Annotated in this window: 12 protein-coding genes; 9 read left to right on the top strand and 3 right to left on the bottom strand. The window is 64.0% G+C overall.

Annotation, left to right across the window (positions count from 1 at the left end):
• Positions 1-215: 215 nt before the first annotated feature.
• The 3 genes from VI26_RS02890 (at position 216) to VI26_RS02880 (ending at position 3,762) form a co-directional block, all read left to right on the top strand.
• On the top strand, positions 216-2,468 hold the full coding sequence (locus tag VI26_RS02890) for a PAS domain S-box protein (RefSeq protein ID WP_231580946.1): 2,253 nt from the start codon (positions 216-218) through the stop codon (positions 2,466-2,468).
• Between the two features lie 313 nt (positions 2,469-2,781).
• Complete coding sequence (locus tag VI26_RS02885; protein ID WP_048408244.1) at positions 2,782-3,114, top strand: hypothetical protein; 333 nt, start codon at positions 2,782-2,784, stop codon at positions 3,112-3,114.
• A 141-nt stretch (positions 3,115-3,255) separates the two neighbouring features.
• Entirely contained in the window at positions 3,256-3,762 is a 507-nt protein-coding gene (locus tag VI26_RS02880; protein ID WP_048408243.1) for a DUF1993 family protein, read from the top strand.
• A gap of 13 nt (positions 3,763-3,775) precedes the next feature.
• Here VI26_RS02880 and nadB read toward each other — a convergent pair whose 3' ends face one another.
• Positions 3,776-5,374, bottom strand: a complete 1,599-nt coding sequence (nadB, locus tag VI26_RS02875) for an L-aspartate oxidase (RefSeq protein ID WP_048408242.1) — start codon at positions 5,372-5,374, stop codon at positions 3,776-3,778.
• Positions 5,375-5,774: 400 nt separating this feature from the next.
• On the opposite strand from nadB, the gene VI26_RS02870 reads away from it, so the two are divergent.
• The 6 genes from VI26_RS02870 (at position 5,775) to VI26_RS02845 (ending at position 15,856) form a co-directional block, all read left to right on the top strand.
• Complete coding sequence (locus VI26_RS02870) at positions 5,775-6,359, top strand: fimbrial protein (RefSeq protein ID WP_048408241.1); 585 nt, start codon at positions 5,775-5,777, stop codon at positions 6,357-6,359.
• A gap of 96 nt (positions 6,360-6,455) precedes the next feature.
• Positions 6,456-7,136: a fimbria/pilus periplasmic chaperone gene (locus VI26_RS02865; RefSeq protein WP_197081361.1), complete on the top strand. Its 681-nt coding sequence runs from the start codon at positions 6,456-6,458 to the stop codon at positions 7,134-7,136.
• A gap of 79 nt (positions 7,137-7,215) precedes the next feature.
• Entirely contained in the window at positions 7,216-9,867 is a 2,652-nt protein-coding gene (locus tag VI26_RS02860; protein ID WP_053074199.1) for a fimbria/pilus outer membrane usher protein, read from the top strand.
• A 26-nt stretch (positions 9,868-9,893) separates the two neighbouring features.
• Positions 9,894-11,576, top strand: a complete 1,683-nt coding sequence (locus tag VI26_RS02855; protein WP_053074198.1) for a ShlB/FhaC/HecB family hemolysin secretion/activation protein — start codon at positions 9,894-9,896, stop codon at positions 11,574-11,576.
• Positions 11,577-11,706: 130 nt separating this feature from the next.
• Positions 11,707-14,682, top strand: a complete 2,976-nt coding sequence (locus VI26_RS02850) for a filamentous hemagglutinin N-terminal domain-containing protein (RefSeq protein ID WP_048408239.1) — start codon at positions 11,707-11,709, stop codon at positions 14,680-14,682.
• 91 nt (positions 14,683-14,773) lie between these two features.
• On the top strand, positions 14,774-15,856 hold the full coding sequence (locus VI26_RS02845) for a fimbrial protein (RefSeq protein ID WP_048408238.1): 1,083 nt from the start codon (positions 14,774-14,776) through the stop codon (positions 15,854-15,856).
• Here VI26_RS02845 and VI26_RS02840 read toward each other — a convergent pair.
• Together VI26_RS02840 and VI26_RS23070 are read right to left on the bottom strand one after the other, a co-directional pair.
• Positions 15,843-16,160, bottom strand: a complete 318-nt coding sequence (locus tag VI26_RS02840; RefSeq protein ID WP_048408237.1) for a hypothetical protein — start codon at positions 16,158-16,160, stop codon at positions 15,843-15,845. The two genes, VI26_RS02845 and VI26_RS02840, sit on opposite strands and share 14 nt — an antisense overlap.
• Positions 16,157-17,245, bottom strand: a complete 1,089-nt coding sequence (locus VI26_RS23070; protein WP_053074197.1) for a hypothetical protein — start codon at positions 17,243-17,245, stop codon at positions 16,157-16,159. Before VI26_RS23070 ends, VI26_RS02840 begins: the two co-directional genes overlap by 4 nt.
• Between the last annotated feature and the right edge of the window lie 97 nt (positions 17,246-17,342).

Here is a 17,342-nt window from a genome sequence, read left to right as displayed (position 1 = left end):
TTTAGGAAAGGCTGCCCATGCTTAATATTATGCTTTTGTATTTTTAAGGGTAAAGCTGAGGCTACTTTCCTTTATATGCTGTCCTTGTGGACAGTCTCTATGTTCGGTGTAAAGTAGAAGTTCCCCGGTCCTTCAGCCATTAGGGACTTCAGCATTAGGATTTTCCCTAGCATGTCATGCAAATAAAAAATATGGCGCAACGCCGCTCTCCCCGCATGCTCTGGCTCAGCGCGGCCTCGCTGCTGCTGGCGCTGGTTTTGGCGCTGGGCAGCCTGTTCTACCTGGTCTACCGCGATTGGCGCGACGAGCAGCAGGATAATCTGATCCAGGAAGTGCTGTGGCTGGAGCAGTCGCTGCGCATGCATCTGGAAGGGCAGCAGGAGTGGGGCGACACGCTGAGCCGGGAGATCGAGGGCGGCGCCATCGACAGCCTGCGCTTCGCGCGCCAGGCCTCCTTCTACCTGCGTGAAAACCCGGAACTGCTGACCATAGAGCAAGTGGACCTGGACGGCCGGGTGTTGCGCGATCAGCACGGCACCCGCCGCGACGGCAGGGTGTTGCGCGGCGAGGAGTTCGACGCGCTGTGGCGCGCCAACCGTCTGCTGCGTCCCAGCTACGGCGAGCCCTACCAGGGCGGGGACGGCAAATACCGTTTCGACCTGGCCGTGCCCATCGTCCACGACGGCAAGCCGCTGGGCGGGCTGCGGCTCAGCTACCAACTGGACCTGCTGCTGTTCAACCAGGTGCCGTGGTGGATCGCCTCCAAGAACTCCATCAGCATCCAGGACCTGAGCGGCAAGATCCTGGCCAGCAAGTTCGACCCGGCGGAGCGCCCGGGCACCGTCTCGCACCAGACCAGTTTTGACCCGCCCGGTTACGGCCTCTATCTGCACGCGGTCAGTTACCGCGCCGGTCTGGGCCTGACCCTGCCGGTGCTGTCCGGGCTGATCGTATTGCTGGTCAGCGCGCTGTTGTACGCGGCCTGGCGCATCCGCCGCCATGTGCGCGAGCGCGCCCACGCCGAGCAGGCGCTGGCCAAGGAAGTGTCGCTGCGCCAGGCGATAGAAGACTGCATGAAGAGCGGTCTGGTGGCGTTGGAGGACGAAGGGCGCATCGTGCGCGTCAACCGCGCCTTCTGCGACATGCTGGGCTTCAGCGCCGAGGAACTGGTGGGCCAGGCGCCGCCGCACGCGTTCTGGCCGGCCGACGACCACGCCACCATGACCGCGGCCATCGCCGCGGTGCGCGATAACCGCCAGCCAGAGCAGGGCTTCGAGCTGCGCTTCGCGCGCAAGGATGGCGAATTCATCGAGGTGAGGCTTTACGCCACGCCCTTGGTGGAAGCTGACGGCAGCCAGCGTGGCTGGATCGCGTCCTTGTTCGACATTACCGAGCGCAAGCGGCAGCGGCTGGCGCTCAATGCCTCGCACCAGCGCTTCCTCACCGTGCTCAACGGTCTGGTGGCCGGCGTCTGCGTGATGGAAGAGAGCGGCGGACTGTTGTTGTACGCCAATCCGGCGTTTGCCCGGCTGTGGCTGACGCTGGAACCGGACGGCCCTTGCTGTGTGCTGCTGCCCGGCTTGCAGGAGCAACCGGAGCAGGACGAATACGGCCTGGAATTCACCACCGACGGCGGCACCAGCTGGTTTCAGGCCCACCGTCGCCGCATCGACTGGGTGAACGGCGAATCCGCCTGGCTGGCCATCCTGGCCGACATCAGCGAGGACAAGGCGCGCGAAGGGCGGGAACTGGCGCAGCAGGAGCGTTTGCAAAACACCTCGCGCCTGATCGCCATGGGCGAAATGGCCTCCACGCTGGCGCATGAACTGAACCAGCCGCTGACCGCGATCAACACCTATGCCGCCGGCGTCAGCCGTCGCTTGCCGGCGGCGCTGGAATTGCCGGCCGGCGTGCGCGAGGCGATCCAGGCCATTGCCGAGCAGGCCAAGCGCGCCGCCCAGATCGTCAGCAGCATTCGCGCCTTCGTCAAGAAACACGAGCCGCAGCTGGAGCGGGTGGAGCCGGGGCCGGTGGTGCTGCGCGCGGTCGGCCTGGCGGAGGGCCTGGCCACCAAGGCCGGCGTCAAGCTGCAAGTGGAGCAGGACCTTGGCCGCTGTCTGCTGGACATGGACCCGGTATTGATTGAGCAGGTGCTGCTCAATCTGATGAAAAACGCGATCGAGGCGATGCAGGAAGCGCAAACCAAGCGGCCGCGGGTCAAGGTGCGCACTTCCATTGGGCCCGCGTTCTGGCGAGTGGAGGTGGTGGACAATGGCCCTGGTCTGTCCGAGGCGATGAAGAGCAATCTGTTCACCCCGTTCTATTCCACCAAGCCGGACGGCATGGGCATAGGCCTGAATATCTGCCGTTCCATCGTCGAATTCCACCGCGGCGAATTTGGCGCCAACAGCACCGTGGCCGGCGGTTGCGCGTTCTGGTTCACCCTGCCATTGGCCAAGCCTGAGTAAGAACTTGTTTACGATCTGCTGGGCGTTGGCGATACGGCGTTGAAACCAAGCTCAGTGCTCATGTACCACGAGTACATTCCGCTTTCTCGGCCGTTTTCGCCTTGTCTCGCCTTAGCTCGCCAGATCGTAAACGCATTCTAAGGGCTCACACTCGCAAAGTTATGACAACAGTCTTGTTGGTCAGGTGAACTACCGGCCTATCCCTTACTATTGTTTGTCATAAGGTTTGGGCGGGAGCACGCCGCTTGCCCGGACCCGACCGTGGCGCTGCGCGTCGGTGCCAAGCATTCATACACCCGGGTAGGAGCTGATGATGAGCAAAACTAGCGCGATGTGTTGGCTGGCAGGCCTGCTGGCCGTATTGACAATGGGCGCCGCCAATGCGGGGATCACGTTCAAGAAAGGCTGGAACGATCCCGCCAATAGCGATGTGAAAGCCTATACCCAGGCCGAGGCCACCGAATACCTGAGCAATAAAAGCGATGCCTTGAAGGAAATGATCGATAAGTCGGCATGCAAGCTGAATGTCTCCAAGGGCTGCCATCAGAAGAGCGATCCGCACTTTACCCTGGACGGCATAGGTTCCAAGGCGTCTTGCAAGAATATTTACGCGGGCTCAAAAAGCATTCACGTGCCTTGTCCGTGAGTCGTTGGAGACATGGAAGGCAAGCGCCGCCACTGTGGGAGCCCACGGCCGCGGCGCTTTCGCTTATGCTGTAACGGCGAGCCGCATCCCCGCCGTCCTGGCCGGATCGGCCGTTTTCCCTTATCCGACAGGAGCCCGCCGATGTCTGTTTCCATGTATCAAGCTTCCGTCCCGGTGCTGATCCGGGGCCTGAACAATCTGTCCGCCTTGCTGGACAAGGCCGCCGCCGACGCCGACGCGCGCAAGATCGCGCCGGAAGTGCTGCTGAACGCCCGCTTGGCGCCGGATATGTTCGCGCTGACGCGCCAGGTGCAGATCGCCAGCGACAGCGCCAAGGGCTGTGTCGCGCGGCTGGCGGGAGTCGAGGTGCCGAGCTACGCCGACGAAGAGGCCAGCTTCGACGAGCTGCGCCAACGCATCGCCAAGACCGTGGCCTATGTGCAGGGCTTCGCCGCCGCGCAGATCGATGGCAGCGAAACACGAGAGGTGGTACTGAAAGTGCGCGGCGAGGAGATTCGCTTCAGCGGTCAGAGCTATCTGCTGGGCTTCGTGCTGCCCAATTTCTACTTTCACATCACCACCGCCTACGCCATCCTGCGTCACAACGGCGTGCCGCTGGGCAAGATGGACTATCTGGGCGGGGTGTAGCCCGCCCGGATCGTCAGTCCGGCTTGGCGACTGGCGTGTCTTCCGGCGTCAGGATGGTTTCCTGCGCCAGTTCCAGTTTTTCCGGATAGTCGCGGCTGTAATGCAGGCCGCGGCTCTCCTTGCGCAGCAGCGCGGAACGCACGATCAGTTCTGAGGTCTGCACCAGGTTGCGCAGCTCGATCAGATCGTTGCTGACATGGAAATGGCGGTAATACTCGTTGATCTCCTCGGCCAGCAGGCGGATGCGGTTCTGCGCGCGCATCAGCCGCTTATTGGTGCGCACGATGCCCACATAGTCCCACATCGCCCGGCGCAACTCGTCCCAGTTGTGAGAGATCACCACCTCCTCGTCCGGGTCCGTCACCTGGCTGTCGTCCCAATCCGGGATCTTGGGCAGCTTGATTTCCGGCGCGGCCAGAATGTCTTCCGCCGCCGCCTTGCCTATCACCAGGCATTCCAGCAAGGAATTGCTGGCCAGGCGGTTGGCGCCGTGCAGGCCGGTGCAGGCCACTTCGCCCACCGCGTATAGCGCGTCGACATCGGTGTGGCCGCTCAGGTCGGTGACCAGGCCGCCGCAAGTGAAATGCACCGCCGGCACCACCGGAATGGGCTGCTGGGTGATGTCTACCCCCAGCTCCAGGCAGTGGGCGTAGATATTGGGGAAGTGTTCGCGGATGAAATGGGCCGGCTTGTAGGAAATGTCCAGGTAGACGCAGTCCAGGCCGTGCTTCTTCATCTCGAAGTCGATGGCGCGCGCCACCACGTCGCGCGGCGCTAGTTCGGCGCGCGGATCGTGTTCCGGCATGAAGCGGGTGCCATCCGGCAGCTTCAGGATGCCGCCCTCGCCGCGCACCGCCTCGGTGATCAGGAAGGACTTGCTGTGCGGGTGATAGAGGCAGGTGGGGTGGAACTGCATGAATTCCATATTGGCCACCCGGCAGCCGGCGCGCCAGCCCATGGCGATGCCGTCGCCGGTGGCGGTGTCAGGATTGGTGGTATAGAGATAGACCTTGCCGGCGCCGCCCGAGGCCAGGATGGTGTGTTTGGCGGCGATGGTGACGATCTGGTCCGCCAGCTTGTCCAGCGCGTAGACCCCGTAGGCGCGCTTGCCCGGCAGCCCCAGCTTGCGCGAGGTGATCAGATCGATGGCGATGTGATCTTCCAGCTCGGTGATATTGGGATGCGCCTTGATCTTCTGCCCCAGCGTGCTGGTCACCGCCGCGCCGGTGGCGTCCGCGGCATGGATGATGCGGCGATGGCTGTGCCCGCCCTCGCGCGTCAGGTGGTAGCCGGTGCGATGGGTCTCATCCTTGGTAAAGGGCACGCCCAAGGCGATCAGCCAGTCTATCGCCTCCTTGGAGTGCTCGACGATGAAACGCGTGCTGGCCTCATTGCACAGCCCGGCGCCGGCGATCAGCGTGTCGCGGATGTGTTCTTCCACCGAATCCTCGGTGTCCAGCACCGCGGCGATGCCGCCTTGAGCGTAAGTGGAACTGCCTTCTAGCAAATCGCGCTTGGTGATCAAGCCCACCTTGCGGCTTTCGGCCAGATGCAGCGCCAAGGTCATGCCGGCCAGGCCGCTGCCTATGATCAGAACGTCAAACTTGAGCATGGTGAAATCCTGCGGACGCAGAAGTCGAAACGGACAGGCAGCGTAGCAGACTTCATCCCAGGATGACAGATGCTTCAGCCGCCGCCGGATGGCGGTCCCATGGAAGCCCACGGCATCGCCAGCGTTATCCGGATTTCGTCAGCTAGTCGGTGGCGATGGCCAGGAAAATATTCACCTATTAAGAAATTTCTCATTTTCCCGCACTGCAGCAAGGTTTGAGAAACGTCTCATTCAGCTGGCGCGTGGGCCTGCAGATAATGTGCCTGCCCAATTCCCGGCGAGCAGAAAGCAGGCGGCGCGCCGGAACGGGGTATCCCCTAATAGGGTGTCCAGCGGCGGCGGTTCGGCGTTCAGGATCGCGGCTGTGGATTTCGACGGATTCAATTTTGGAGTGTTTTGCATGAATAAGCTGACTATTAGCGTGGTATTGGCCTTGGGCGTCGGCCTGGCATCCCAGGCGTTTGCGGCCAACCGCGGCGAAATCGTGTTCAAGGGCAGCGTCGCCAGCAGCACCTGCCTGATCGACGGTCAGGAAGACGGCTACAAGGTGGTGGATTTCAATAATCTGAAGCCGGAGGAAATCGGGGCGACCGGCAGTGCCGCGGTGCCGTTCAGCCTAGTCATTAGCGGCATGTCCAATGTCTGCAATGCCGATCGGGTGCAAATCGCCTTCAACCCGAACAACCTAAACGTGAATCGCGGCACCGGCCGTCTGAAGCTGAACGGCCCCACTTCGGCCTCGAACGTGGAAATTGGCTTGTACAAGGGCTCGGGCAGTTCCGCAGTCAAGATTCCGCTGGGATCCAGCAATAGCGCAGATATGCCGGAAGCTAATTTGAGTCCGGATGTGCCGACTTCAGGGGATCCGAAAATGCGTACCGCCACCATTGATCTGTCCGCCAAGTTGGAACGCATCAACCCGGCCAACGAAGCCGGCAGCGGTTCAGTGTTCAGCCAGATCGACTACGTGCTGGCTTACCGCTAAGGCCCAGGTTCTGAAATTGAGTTGAGGAGGGCGGCCATGGCATGGATGGCGCGCACAAATGCAGGTCTGGCGGCTATTTATGCTGTGGCGGTCCTGATGTGGGCTAGCGCCGCGGAGGCGGGACTGGTGATCCGCGGCACGCGGATCATCTATCCCGCTCAAGAGCGGGAAGTCAGCATCCAGCTGGAAAACAAGGGCAATGACCCTGTCTTGGTTCAGTCCTGGCTGGACCTGGGCGATGCCGCGGTGGCGCCCAGTGATATCCAGGCGCCGTTCACGCTGTCGCCACCTATTTTCCGCATGGACGCGGACAAGCGCCAGGTGGTGCGCATGCTGTATAGCGGCGAGCCCTTGGCCACGGATAGGGAATCGGTGTTCTGGATCAATTTCCTGGAAGTCCCGCCCAAGGCCGCTGGCGCAAATTACTTGCAGTTCACCTATCGCACGCGCTTGAAAGTGTTTTTCCGGCCAGCCTCCTTGAGCGACGACCCGGCGCTGGCGCCGCGGAAAATGCGCTGGACGGTGGTGAGCGAAGCCGGGAAGCATTACCTGGAAGCGCATAACCCCACGCCTTATTTCGTTTCCCTGTTCAAGGCCGATGTGCAGGCCTCCGGTCAGAAGCCGGTTGAAGTGCCGGTCGACATGGTCAAGCCCTTCTCCTCCGAGCGCTTCGCCATCCCGAGCCAGGCGCAGGCCTTCAAGCCCGGTGTGCTGCTCCGCTTCCAGGCGGTGAATGACTTCGGCGGCATTGTCGACGCGGAGACACGCTTGCAATAGTCCGGCTTTCCGCCAGTGACTTTTCACGCACCGGGGTTGGCCCCGGATCAAGAATCGAAGCAATTAAGCGAGACTGCATATGGGTGGCTTGAGCGGAAGCGACAAGGCCGGGACGCGCGTGCCCGCGGCCAAGCCTTTGGCGGTATTGGTGGCGGGCCTGTTCAGCGGCGCTTGCGCCGCCGCCCACGCCGACGGCGTGACGCCGGCCGCCGCGCCGGAGCCGCCCGCAGCCGGCGGCGAGCAGCCGGCTGCGCCGCGGGCGGCGTCGCGCAATGTGGTGTTCGACGCGTCCTATCTATTCACCGGCGCGGGCCAGAAGGACATCGACCTCAGCCGCTTCGAACGGGAAGGCCAGGTTCAGGCCGGCAGCTATAGGTTGGAAATCAGAGTCAACGGCCGCTGGCAGGGGATGGAGGATATCGTGTTCGCGGAACGCGAGCCCGGCGCCAGCGCGCAGCCTTGCTTCAAGCGTGAGCAACTGGAGCGCATGGGCGTGGACATGGACAAGGCGGCGCGCGGGCAGAGCGGCAGCGGCGAGCCCAATCCGATGCCGGACACATTGTTCTGTGGCGAACTGGCGCAATACGTGCCGGGCGCTAGGGTCAGCGTGGACATGGCGGAACAGAAGCTGACCTTGCAAGTGCCAACGCTGTTCGTCCACTTCGCCAGCAGCAGCAGCTTCGTCGGTCCGGAAAAATGGGAGAACGGCGTCAGTGCGGCGGTGCTCGACTACAACGCCAATCTATACAGCAGCGAAAGCAGGGGGATGCGCAATAGCAGTGCTTATGTCGGCCTGAACGGCGGCGTTAACCTGGGGCGTTGGCGGCTGCGTCACAACGGCTCGCTGTCCTGGTCGTCCGGCCGCTCCGGTCGTTATCAGAGCGGCTCGGTCTATCTGCAGACCGATGTGCCAGCCTGGCGCTCGCAGCTGGTGTTGGGCGAAACCTCCAGCAGCGGCGAGCTGTTCGACAGCCTGTCCTTCCGCGGCGTGCAACTGAGCAGCGACGCGCGCATGCTGCCGGACAACGAGCGCAACTACGCGCCGGTGATCAACGGCACCGCCAGAAGCAATGCCAAGGTCAGCGTGTCGCAACGCGGCTACCTGATTTACGAAACCTCGGTGGCGCCCGGCGCCTTCGCCATCCGCGACCTGCAGGTCAACAGCGATGGCGGCGATCTGCTGGTCAAGGTGGTGGAGGCCGATGGAGCCGAAAGCAGCTTTGTCGTGCCCTATGCCTCCACGCCGCAGCTGCTGCGCAGAGATATGCAGCGCTATAGCCTGATCGCCGGCCAGCTCAAACAGCCGGGCGTGGCCGACGACCCCTTCTTCGTCCAGGCCATCTACAAGCGCGGGCTGGATGGGTTGTGGACCGCCTATACCGGCGCGATCGCGTCCAGCGACTATGCATCGGCCCTGCTGGGCGTGGCCGCCAATACCCGGGTGGGCGCTTTCGCCGTCGACCTGACCCGCGCGCAGAGCCGGCAGCCGGAAGGACGGCGCTTTCATGGCAATAGCCTGCGGCTGTCGTTCAGCAAGCGGCTGGACGCCACCGGCACCAACTTTTCCTTGCTGGCCTACCGCTACACCACCTCCGGTTTTCTGTCGCTGACCGATGCCATCGCGGTGAAGGAACAGCTCCGGCAGCAACAGCCCTTCGATTCCGTGGTGCGGCAACGCCACCGCTTTGATGCCAACATCAGCCAGCAATGGGGCCGCGGCTCGCTGTACGCCAATGGCTCGATGCAGCAGTTCTGGGGCGACTCCAGCAAGGAAATCAATTTTTCCGCCGGCTACGGCAATAGCTGGCGCGGCGTCAGCTACAGCCTTTCCGTGCAGCGCACGCGCAGCCTGACCCAGGGGCTGAGCGCGGCCAACGGCAGCCGCACCACCTACCTGCTCAACCTGAGCCTGCCCTTGGGCGAGGGCCGGCGCACGCCCACCTTGAACAGCTTCGTCACCCGCGATTCCAACAGCGGTTTGCAAGCCACCGCCACCGTGTCCGGCGTGATGGACGAACAAGGCAAGGTCAATTACTCGGTCTCCGCCAGCGATGCGGAGCAAGGAGGCGCCAGCGGCGGCGCGCAACTGGGTTATAAGCTGCCGTATGTCCAGCTGAATACCAGCGTCAGCGCCGGCCGGGGCTATCGCCAATATTCCGCTGGCGCCGCCGGCGCGCTGGTGGCTCATCCCGGCGGGCTGACCCTGTCGCGCAGCCTGGGCGAGACCATCGCGGTGGTGCGCGTGCCGGACGCCGAAGGCGCTCTGGTGGGCTCCGGTCAGGCGCGGGTGGATGGCCGCGGTTACGCGGTGGTGCCCAGCCTGACCCCTTATCACCTCAACACCATAGATATCGACCCCAAGGGCATGCCCTTGGACGTGGAACTGAAACAGACGGGCAGCAAGGGTCTGGCGCCGCGCGCCGGCGCGGTGGTGATGCTGTCCTACGACACCGAAGTGGCGCGCGCCACCCTGATCAACAGCCGCTTGCCGGACAACAAGCCGCTGCCGTTCGCCGCCACCGTGCGCAACCGTGCCGGCGACAGCGTCGGCGTGGTGGGGCAGGGCGGCCGCATCCTGGCCAAGGGGCTGGCGCCCAGCGGCGAATTGACCGTGTCCTGGGGCGAGGCGCTGGAGCAGCAATGCCGGATCGACTATCAACTGCCCAAGCGGGACAGCGATCGGCAGCAGCGCTACGAGGTGCTGGACGCCCCCTGCCAGCCGCAGTTGTGAACCTTTTCCCCTCGATGAACGATCGCATGCATCCCTCCCGCCACAGCGCGCCTTGCGCGCATTCACATCACCTGCTGCTGGTCCTTGGCCTGGGCTTGGCCTGGAGCGCGCCGGCGTTGGCGCAGTTGCCGGACGCCGGCCAATCGCTGCGCGACATCGAATCGGCACGGCCGCAATTGGCGCCGTCCATCGCGCCGGAGCTGGAACTGAGCGCGCCGTCCCGGCCGCAGGCCGCCGAGCCGGACAGCGGGCCGCGGCTGCGTGTCGCTGGCTTCCGTTTCAGCGGCAATACCGCCTTTGACGCGGCGACGCTGGCGCCGCTGCTGCAAGACCTGGCCGGGCGCGAACTGGGCATGGCCGAATTGCGCGCGGCGACGGAACGCGTGACGCGGTTTTATCAGCGGCACGGCTATCTATTGGCCCGCGCCTATTTGCCGCCGCAGGAAATCGAAGCGGGCGAAATCAGCATCGCGATCCAGGAAGGCCGTTACGGCGCCGTGGAGTTGGACAATGCATCGCGAACCCGCGACCAGGTGCTGCGCGCGCCCTTGCGCGGGCTGGAAGGCCGGCTGGTGGAGCGTGACGCGCTGGACGAGGCCTTGCTGCGATTGAACGACTTGCCAGGCGTCAATGTGCGCGCCACCTTGCGGCCCGGCACCCAGGCCGGCCGTTCCGATCTACTGCTGCAGGCCCAGCCCGGCGCCTTGCTCAGCGGCGGCGTCGAGCTCGATAACTATGGCGGCAAATACACCGGCGAATACCGGCTGGGCGGCAGTCTCAACCTCAATAGCCCGCTCACCCTGGGCGATCAGCTCAGCCTGCGCGCGATGGGCAGCGATGGCCGGCAGCAATACCAGCGCATCAGCTACCAACTGCCGTTGGGGCCTTGGCTGACCCGGTTGGGCGCCGCCTATTCCAATATGGAATACCGGCTGGGGCGCAGCCTGAGCGATCTTGGCATGCACGGCAATGCACGCATCACCAGCGGCTTTGTCAGCCAGGCGCTGCGGCGCGGACGCAACTTCAGCCTGCACGGCCAACTGCTGTACGAAGACAAGCAGTTGAAGGACGACATCGAGTTCGACGGTAGCCGCAGCGTCAAGCGCGCGCGGCTGTGGACCGCCACCCTCAGCGCCAACGGCCAGGACGGCCTGGGCGGCGGCGGGCTCAGCCAGCTGTCGCTGGCCTACAGCGCCGGCGAACTGCGGATGGAAGACCCATTGGCGCAATGGTGGGACTACCTGACCACCGACACCCAAGGCAGCTTCGGCAAGCTCAGCCTCAGCGGCGTCCGGCTGCAAAGGCTGAGCACGCGGCTGAGCCTGTACGCCCAGCTCAATGCCCAATGGGCGAGTCGCAACCTAGATTCCTCCGAAAAAATCAGCCTGGGTGGACCCTATGCGGTGCGCGCCTACCCGGCCGGCGACGCCAGCGGCGACGAAGGCTGGATCGGCAATCTGGAAGCGCGTTACGCCGTTTGGCCCGGCGTGCAGGCCGCGCTGTTCTACGACTACGGCCAGACCCGGGCCAATAAGCGTGGCTGGGGGCCGCTCAACCCCCTGCTCCAGCGCGGCGCGCTCGGCCTGGGCCTGGGTTGGCAGCAAGGCCAGGGCCAATTGAATCTCAGCGCGGCCTGGCGCGTCAGCGCTGGCAACGCCGCCCCGGAACGGGGCCCCACGATCTGGGCGCAAGCGAGTTGGCTGCTTTAGGGCGCTGTTCATGCTCCGCCGCGCTGCGGCGGCGGTGGCTTGGACCGACTCTGGGGCGTCGCTCGCTGGTGTTCGGTAACTCTCCTGTGTTGGGAGATTGCACTTCGTTCATTTTAAAAAGGAAGTAGTGATGAACAAGACTTACTCTCTGATTTGGAACCCGCTGCAGCAGTGCTGGCAAGTGGGCAGTGAATTGAAACGCGCGCGCGGCAAGGCGGGCAGCGGCCGCCGCTGGCAGGGGCGCCTGCTGGCGGCGCTGGGCCTGATCGCCTTGGCGCCGGCCCACGCGCTGCCGCAAAACGGCAGCGTGGTGTCCGGCAACGGCAATATTCTGGTGTTCGACAACGGCAAACAGCTATCCATCAACCAGGGCAGCGACAAGCTGGCGATCAACTGGGACCGCTTCGACATCGCCGCCGGCGAGAAAGTGCGCTTCAATCAGCCCGGCAGCCAGTCCATCGCGCTCAACCGCGTGCTGGGCAATAACGGCAGCACCATCCTGGGTCAGTTGGAGGCCAATGGCCGCGTGTTCCTGATCAACCCCAATGGCGTGGTGTTCGGCAAGGGCGCGCAAGTCAATGTCGGCGGCCTGGTCGCCTCCACGCAAAATCTGTCCGATGCCGATTTCCAGGCCGGCAATTACCGCTTTGCCGGTAGTTCCACCAGGAGGATTGAAAACGAGGGCAGCATCGTGGCCAAGGACGGCGGCTTTGTGGCGCTGCTGGCGGCCAAGGTGGACAACAAGGGCACGATTCAAGCCCAGCAAGGCAAGGTGGCCTTGGCTGGCGGCAAGGCCTTCACCCTGAATCTGGATAATGACGGCCTGCTGAACCTGCAAGTGGACCAGGCGGCGGTAGACGCGCAGGTGCTGAACCGTGGCCTGTTGCGCGCCGATGGCGGCGAAGTATTGCTGACTGCGAGCGCGGCCGCCAATATGGTCCAGGCGGCGGTGAATAATCTGGGCGTGATTGAAGCCCGCGCCTTGAACAACCGATCCGGCAAGATCGTGCTGGACGCCGGCGATGGCCGCGCGGACGTGGCCGGCCGGCTGGACGCCAGCGCCCAGGGCGCGTCACGCGGCGATGGCGGCCTGGTGGAAGTCAAGGGCGGCAAGGTCAATGTGGCGCTGGCCACTGCGGTCAACACCGCCGCCAGCAATGGCCGCACCGGCAACTGGAAAATCAGCGCCGACCAACTGGAAGTCAGCCCAGGCGCGTCCCAGCCGGCGGCCAGCGGCGTGTTTGCCGACACCCTGTCCCGCAATCTGGCCAATACCCATATCGAGCTGGCCAGCCGGCAAGGCGATATCGTGGTCAATGGTCCGGTCAGTTGGAGCAGCGGCAACGCCTTGACGCTGAACGCCAGCAACAATATCCAACTCAATGGCAACCTCAGCGCCACCGGCGCTGGCGGCGCGCTGGCGCTGAACTATGGCGGCGACGGTTATTTCCTGAAGTCCGGCGTCAAGGTGACGCTGTCCGGCAAGGGCGCCCAGTTCGATTCCAATGGCAACCGCTACACCGTGATCCAGGACGTGGCGCAACTGCAGGCCATCAACGGCAATCTGAATGGCCTCTATGTGCTGGGCAATGCCATCGACGGCTACAACCGCGTGTTCAGCTCCATCGCCGGCGGCGGCAATGCCAGCTTCTCCGGCGTGTTCGATGGCCTGGGCAACGACATCAGCCGGCTCAATATCCAGTTCGCCGGGCCGTCGCTGGGCCTGTTCGCCGCCAATAGCGGCATCATCGGCAACGTCAATCTGTTGAACAGCCGCGTCAACGGCTCTTCCAACTACATGGGCAGCGTGGAGATCGGCAGCCTGGTGGGCCGCAACACCGGTCTGATCCACAATGCTAGCAGCAATGCCGTCGTCGATGCCTACGGCAGCCGCATGAACTCCATCGGCGGCCTGGTCGGCGTCAATGCCGGCGGCAAGGGCGTGGTGCGCGATTCCTCCTTCAACGGCACCGTTTACAGCAATCGCTACACCCAGGCGATTGGCGGCCTGGTAGGCGAAAACGTACGCGGTTACTTGCTACGCTCGCAGGCCAATGCCCGGGTCTACGCCTCCAGCATGGCGCGCAATGAAATCGGCAGCGGCGGTGTGGGCGGCCTGGTGGGCTTGAACAACAACGGCTACCTCGGGGACGTCTCCGCGGCGGGCAGCGTGGATGCGCGCGTAGGGCTCAACGTCGGCGGCCTGGTGGGCTATAGCAAGGGCGGCAGCATAAATAATGCCAAGTCCAGCGCCTCGGTATACGCCAGCAATGACAGCCGCATTGGTGGCTTGGTGGGTTACAACGAAGGCGGCTCCATCGAGGGTTCCAGCGCCAGCGGCGTGGTCAAGGGCGCGTACAGCGCCGCCATTGGCGGGCTGGTGGGTCTGAATCAAGACGGCTACCTATCCAATGTCAACGCCAGCGGCCAGGTGTACGACACCGGCAGCGCCAGCCTGGGCGGCCTGATCGGCACCAATAACGGCGGCAGGGTGGTCACCGCCGCCGCGCAAGGCATGGTGACCGGCGGCGCCAACAGCCGTGTGGGCGGCCTGATCGGCAGCAACAACACCGGCGATATCTCTTTTGCCCGCGCCAGCGGTAAAGTGAGTGGTGGCAGCAACAGCTTGGTGGGAGGGCTGGTGGCCTATAACGGCGGCAATCTGCGGTCGACGGATGCATCCGGCGAAGTCATCGGCGGCGATACCAGTCGCGTTGGCGGCCTGGTCGGCGTCAACAGCAATAGCAATGAAGCCGGCAGTATCCAGATCGGCAATGCCACCGGCAATGTTCGCGGCGGCAGCCGCAGCCTGGTGGGCGGCCTGGTGGGCATGAACGAGAGCGAGATCGACAACTCGGTGGCCAGCGGCATGGTCAGCGGCGGCAGCGACAGCATGCTGGGTGGCCTGGTGGGCATGAACCAGCGCTCCGGCACGGTCAACTACTCCACCGCCAGCGGCAAGATCAGCTGGGTCAATGGCTGGCGCCAGGTCTATGGCGGCTTGGTGGGCTGGAACTATGGCGAAATGCGCGGCAACCTCGCCATGGGCAATGCCGCGCTGGTTCCAAACCATGGCCGTAACGAAGGCGTGATCTCCGCCTACTGAGCCACGCTGAATGCCGGCTGAAGTTGGCCGGCCACCCGGCCATGGCATGTCATGGCCGGGTTTTTCCAACGAGCGCAAGGCGAGGAAGCCTATGTTTAAAGCCCAGCAATGGCTAGCGGCGCTGGTAGGTCTGTTATGCCTGTCCGGCGGCGCGGCGGCGGCCGTTTCCGTCAAGAGCTGCACATTTCCAGTGCCCGGCCCCGGCCCTTGGCTTGGAGGGGATGGCAGCACGCTGCAGATCACTGAAGATACGCCGCCGGGCACGGTATTGGCCAGACGCGGAATCCAAGTGATCGGCAGTTACAAGGCTGATACCGGCTATCCGGACGACCAGGTGCAGATCATCGGGCACTGGACCGGTGGCGGCGGCGGCGCACTGGACCAGTACGGCACCATGCCCACCAATATCACGGGCATAGGCCTGCGCTGGAGCTATGAGAGCATCTCGGGTGAAACCGAGACCTTGCCCTCTAGCGTGAAAGCCGTGGTCCTGGCGAAGAAAGCTGCGGAACACACCGGCCAATCCAGGTGGGACTCGCTATATCTCAATATGTACCAAGAACTGATCGTAACCGGCCCCAGCCCTGGCGGGCAGGTGACTGGCCTGCCTGGTGCCAGCACCCAATTCCGCCTACAGGCGGTCAACACTCGTGTATCGGATCTCTGCAATGTCTCCGCCGACTTCAGCTCGCTGCAGACTGGGCTGAACCCGCCGCCGATCAGAAACGTCTGCCAGTTGCAGACCAAGAGCGTGCTGGTGGATATGGGGCAATATAATATCGACGATTTTCCGGTGCTGAACGGCGCGGCCACCAGGCCGGGCCAAGACTTCGTGTTGCAGCTGAGCAAATGCGCGGCCGAGGCCAAGCCCAAGATACAGTTCACCGATGCTTCCAAGCGCGACAACAATAGCGCGCTGCTCAGCATCTCCCCCGAGGCCGAAGGCGGCGCGGCGGCGGCCCAGGGCCTGGCGCTGCGGCTGAGCCGGGTGGGCGGCGACAATGGCGTGATCACTTTTGGCCCCGAGGGCGGCGCCGGCACTCCGCACTTCGAGCTGGGCAGCCCGCAAAGCGGCATGGTGGAAATGAAGCTGCATGCCGACTACATTCGTACCGGCACCATCCGCCCGGGCCCCGCCAATGGCAAGGCCGAATTCCTGATCAGCTATCCCTAGCCGGCGGGAGAGCGTCCGCGTGCTGGTAGTAGTCCCGCACCAAGGCCTCGATCCGGTAATCCAGCGCGCTCATATTGCGCGCGTCGTATTCCGGCTGTGGTTCCGCGATTACCCTCAACTCCGCGATCAGCTCGGGCAGGCGCTGCTGCAGATCCAGTAGTTGGAAGGTGCGGCAGGTCTCGGCCCAGGCCTCGGCGGGGCTCAGCTCCTCGCTACCTATGCGCACCCCCAGGCGATAGAACACGGTGTCTATCAGGCTCAGGGTGCAGATTGCCTGCCGCAGCGCGGCTTGAGCGGGGGTCATGCCTTGGTCTCCGGTGCCGTCGGCAGGGCGACCGCGTGCGATAGCAAAATGGCTTCTATGCGCTGGATGAAGCCGGCCGGCATGGCGGTATCCGCGCCATAGAGATCCGCCAGCCCCACCTCCACCACGCAATCGACCAGCTGGAGAAAGCTGTCCCGCAAGTCCTGGTCCGCCAGCCACCGCGCCAGCTCCGCCGGCGGCGGATCGCCGCGGCCGTTCAAGGCCAGGCCGGCGCCCTCGCTTTCCCATGCTGGCAGGCTGGTCGCGTGTTCAATGGCGTAAAGATGGCTTAGCAACTGAGCAATGGCGGGATGCGACAGCGCCTGGGCCTGGCAGAAAGCTTGCAAACAGGACGCCGCGTATAACTGGCGCTGGCGGATGGCGTCGGACGCCGGCGGCGCAGGCGGCTCAAGCGGCGCATGATCGAAGCCGTCCCAGCGCGCGGCGGCGGCGTTGGCCAAGAGGGTTTGGCAGGGCGGGAACGCCGCCAACAGGCGGCCATCGGGCGAATCCATGATTTCCGCCAGAATTTCCAGGTCCTCCTGGCAGCCGGTGTGTTGCGCCAGGATGCGCAGCGCTTGCTCGGCCTGCGGCTGCCCCCCCTGTCGCAGAGCGTTGCCGGCCAGAGCGAGCAATGCTTGTTTCAAGGTCTTGTTGCATGCCCGTTCCGCGGCTTCGTCGCTGAAATCCTGCGTGTAGAAATCCTGCATCGCGGCGTCCAGCCGGCTGAGCTGTTCCGCCAAGGCGGCGGTTGGCGTTTTATCCATGGCGTTCTCTATAGGGGGCGGCAGGCCGCCGTGGGGGGCGAGCAGGCTTTCCGGCGCAATCCGCAGGTCGGTGGCCAGGTAGTCCAGCGCGGCCTCGAAGCTGTCGAAGCTCGCCCGGAGATGGCACAGATACAGATCAACGGCATCCTCGTGTTCGGGCAGGTATTCATCCAGTCCAAGATGGTAGCGCTGCGCCACCCGTTTGAAAAAGAACTCGCGGCAGACCAGGCCGGCCGCGCCGCGATAATTATCGTTGCGCCAGACCCCGGCGGCTTGGTGGACCCGGTTTTTCAGTTGTTGCTGCGCTGGCGTGAGCATGGCGTTTCCATGGCGGGATTGGTTTGGCGGCCTGCGGGCCGCACGGGTGTCTCTGGTGCGAGAGTGGTCGCCATTTTAATGCCTGGGCGGGATGGCG

Origin of the sequence: Chromobacterium sp. LK1, from assembly GCF_001043555.1 — a bacterium.
GTDB classification, from domain to species: domain Bacteria; phylum Pseudomonadota; class Gammaproteobacteria; order Burkholderiales; family Chromobacteriaceae; genus Chromobacterium; species Chromobacterium aquaticum.
Note: the sequence above shows the minus strand (reverse complement) of the source record. Positions and strands in the feature narration are given on the sequence as shown.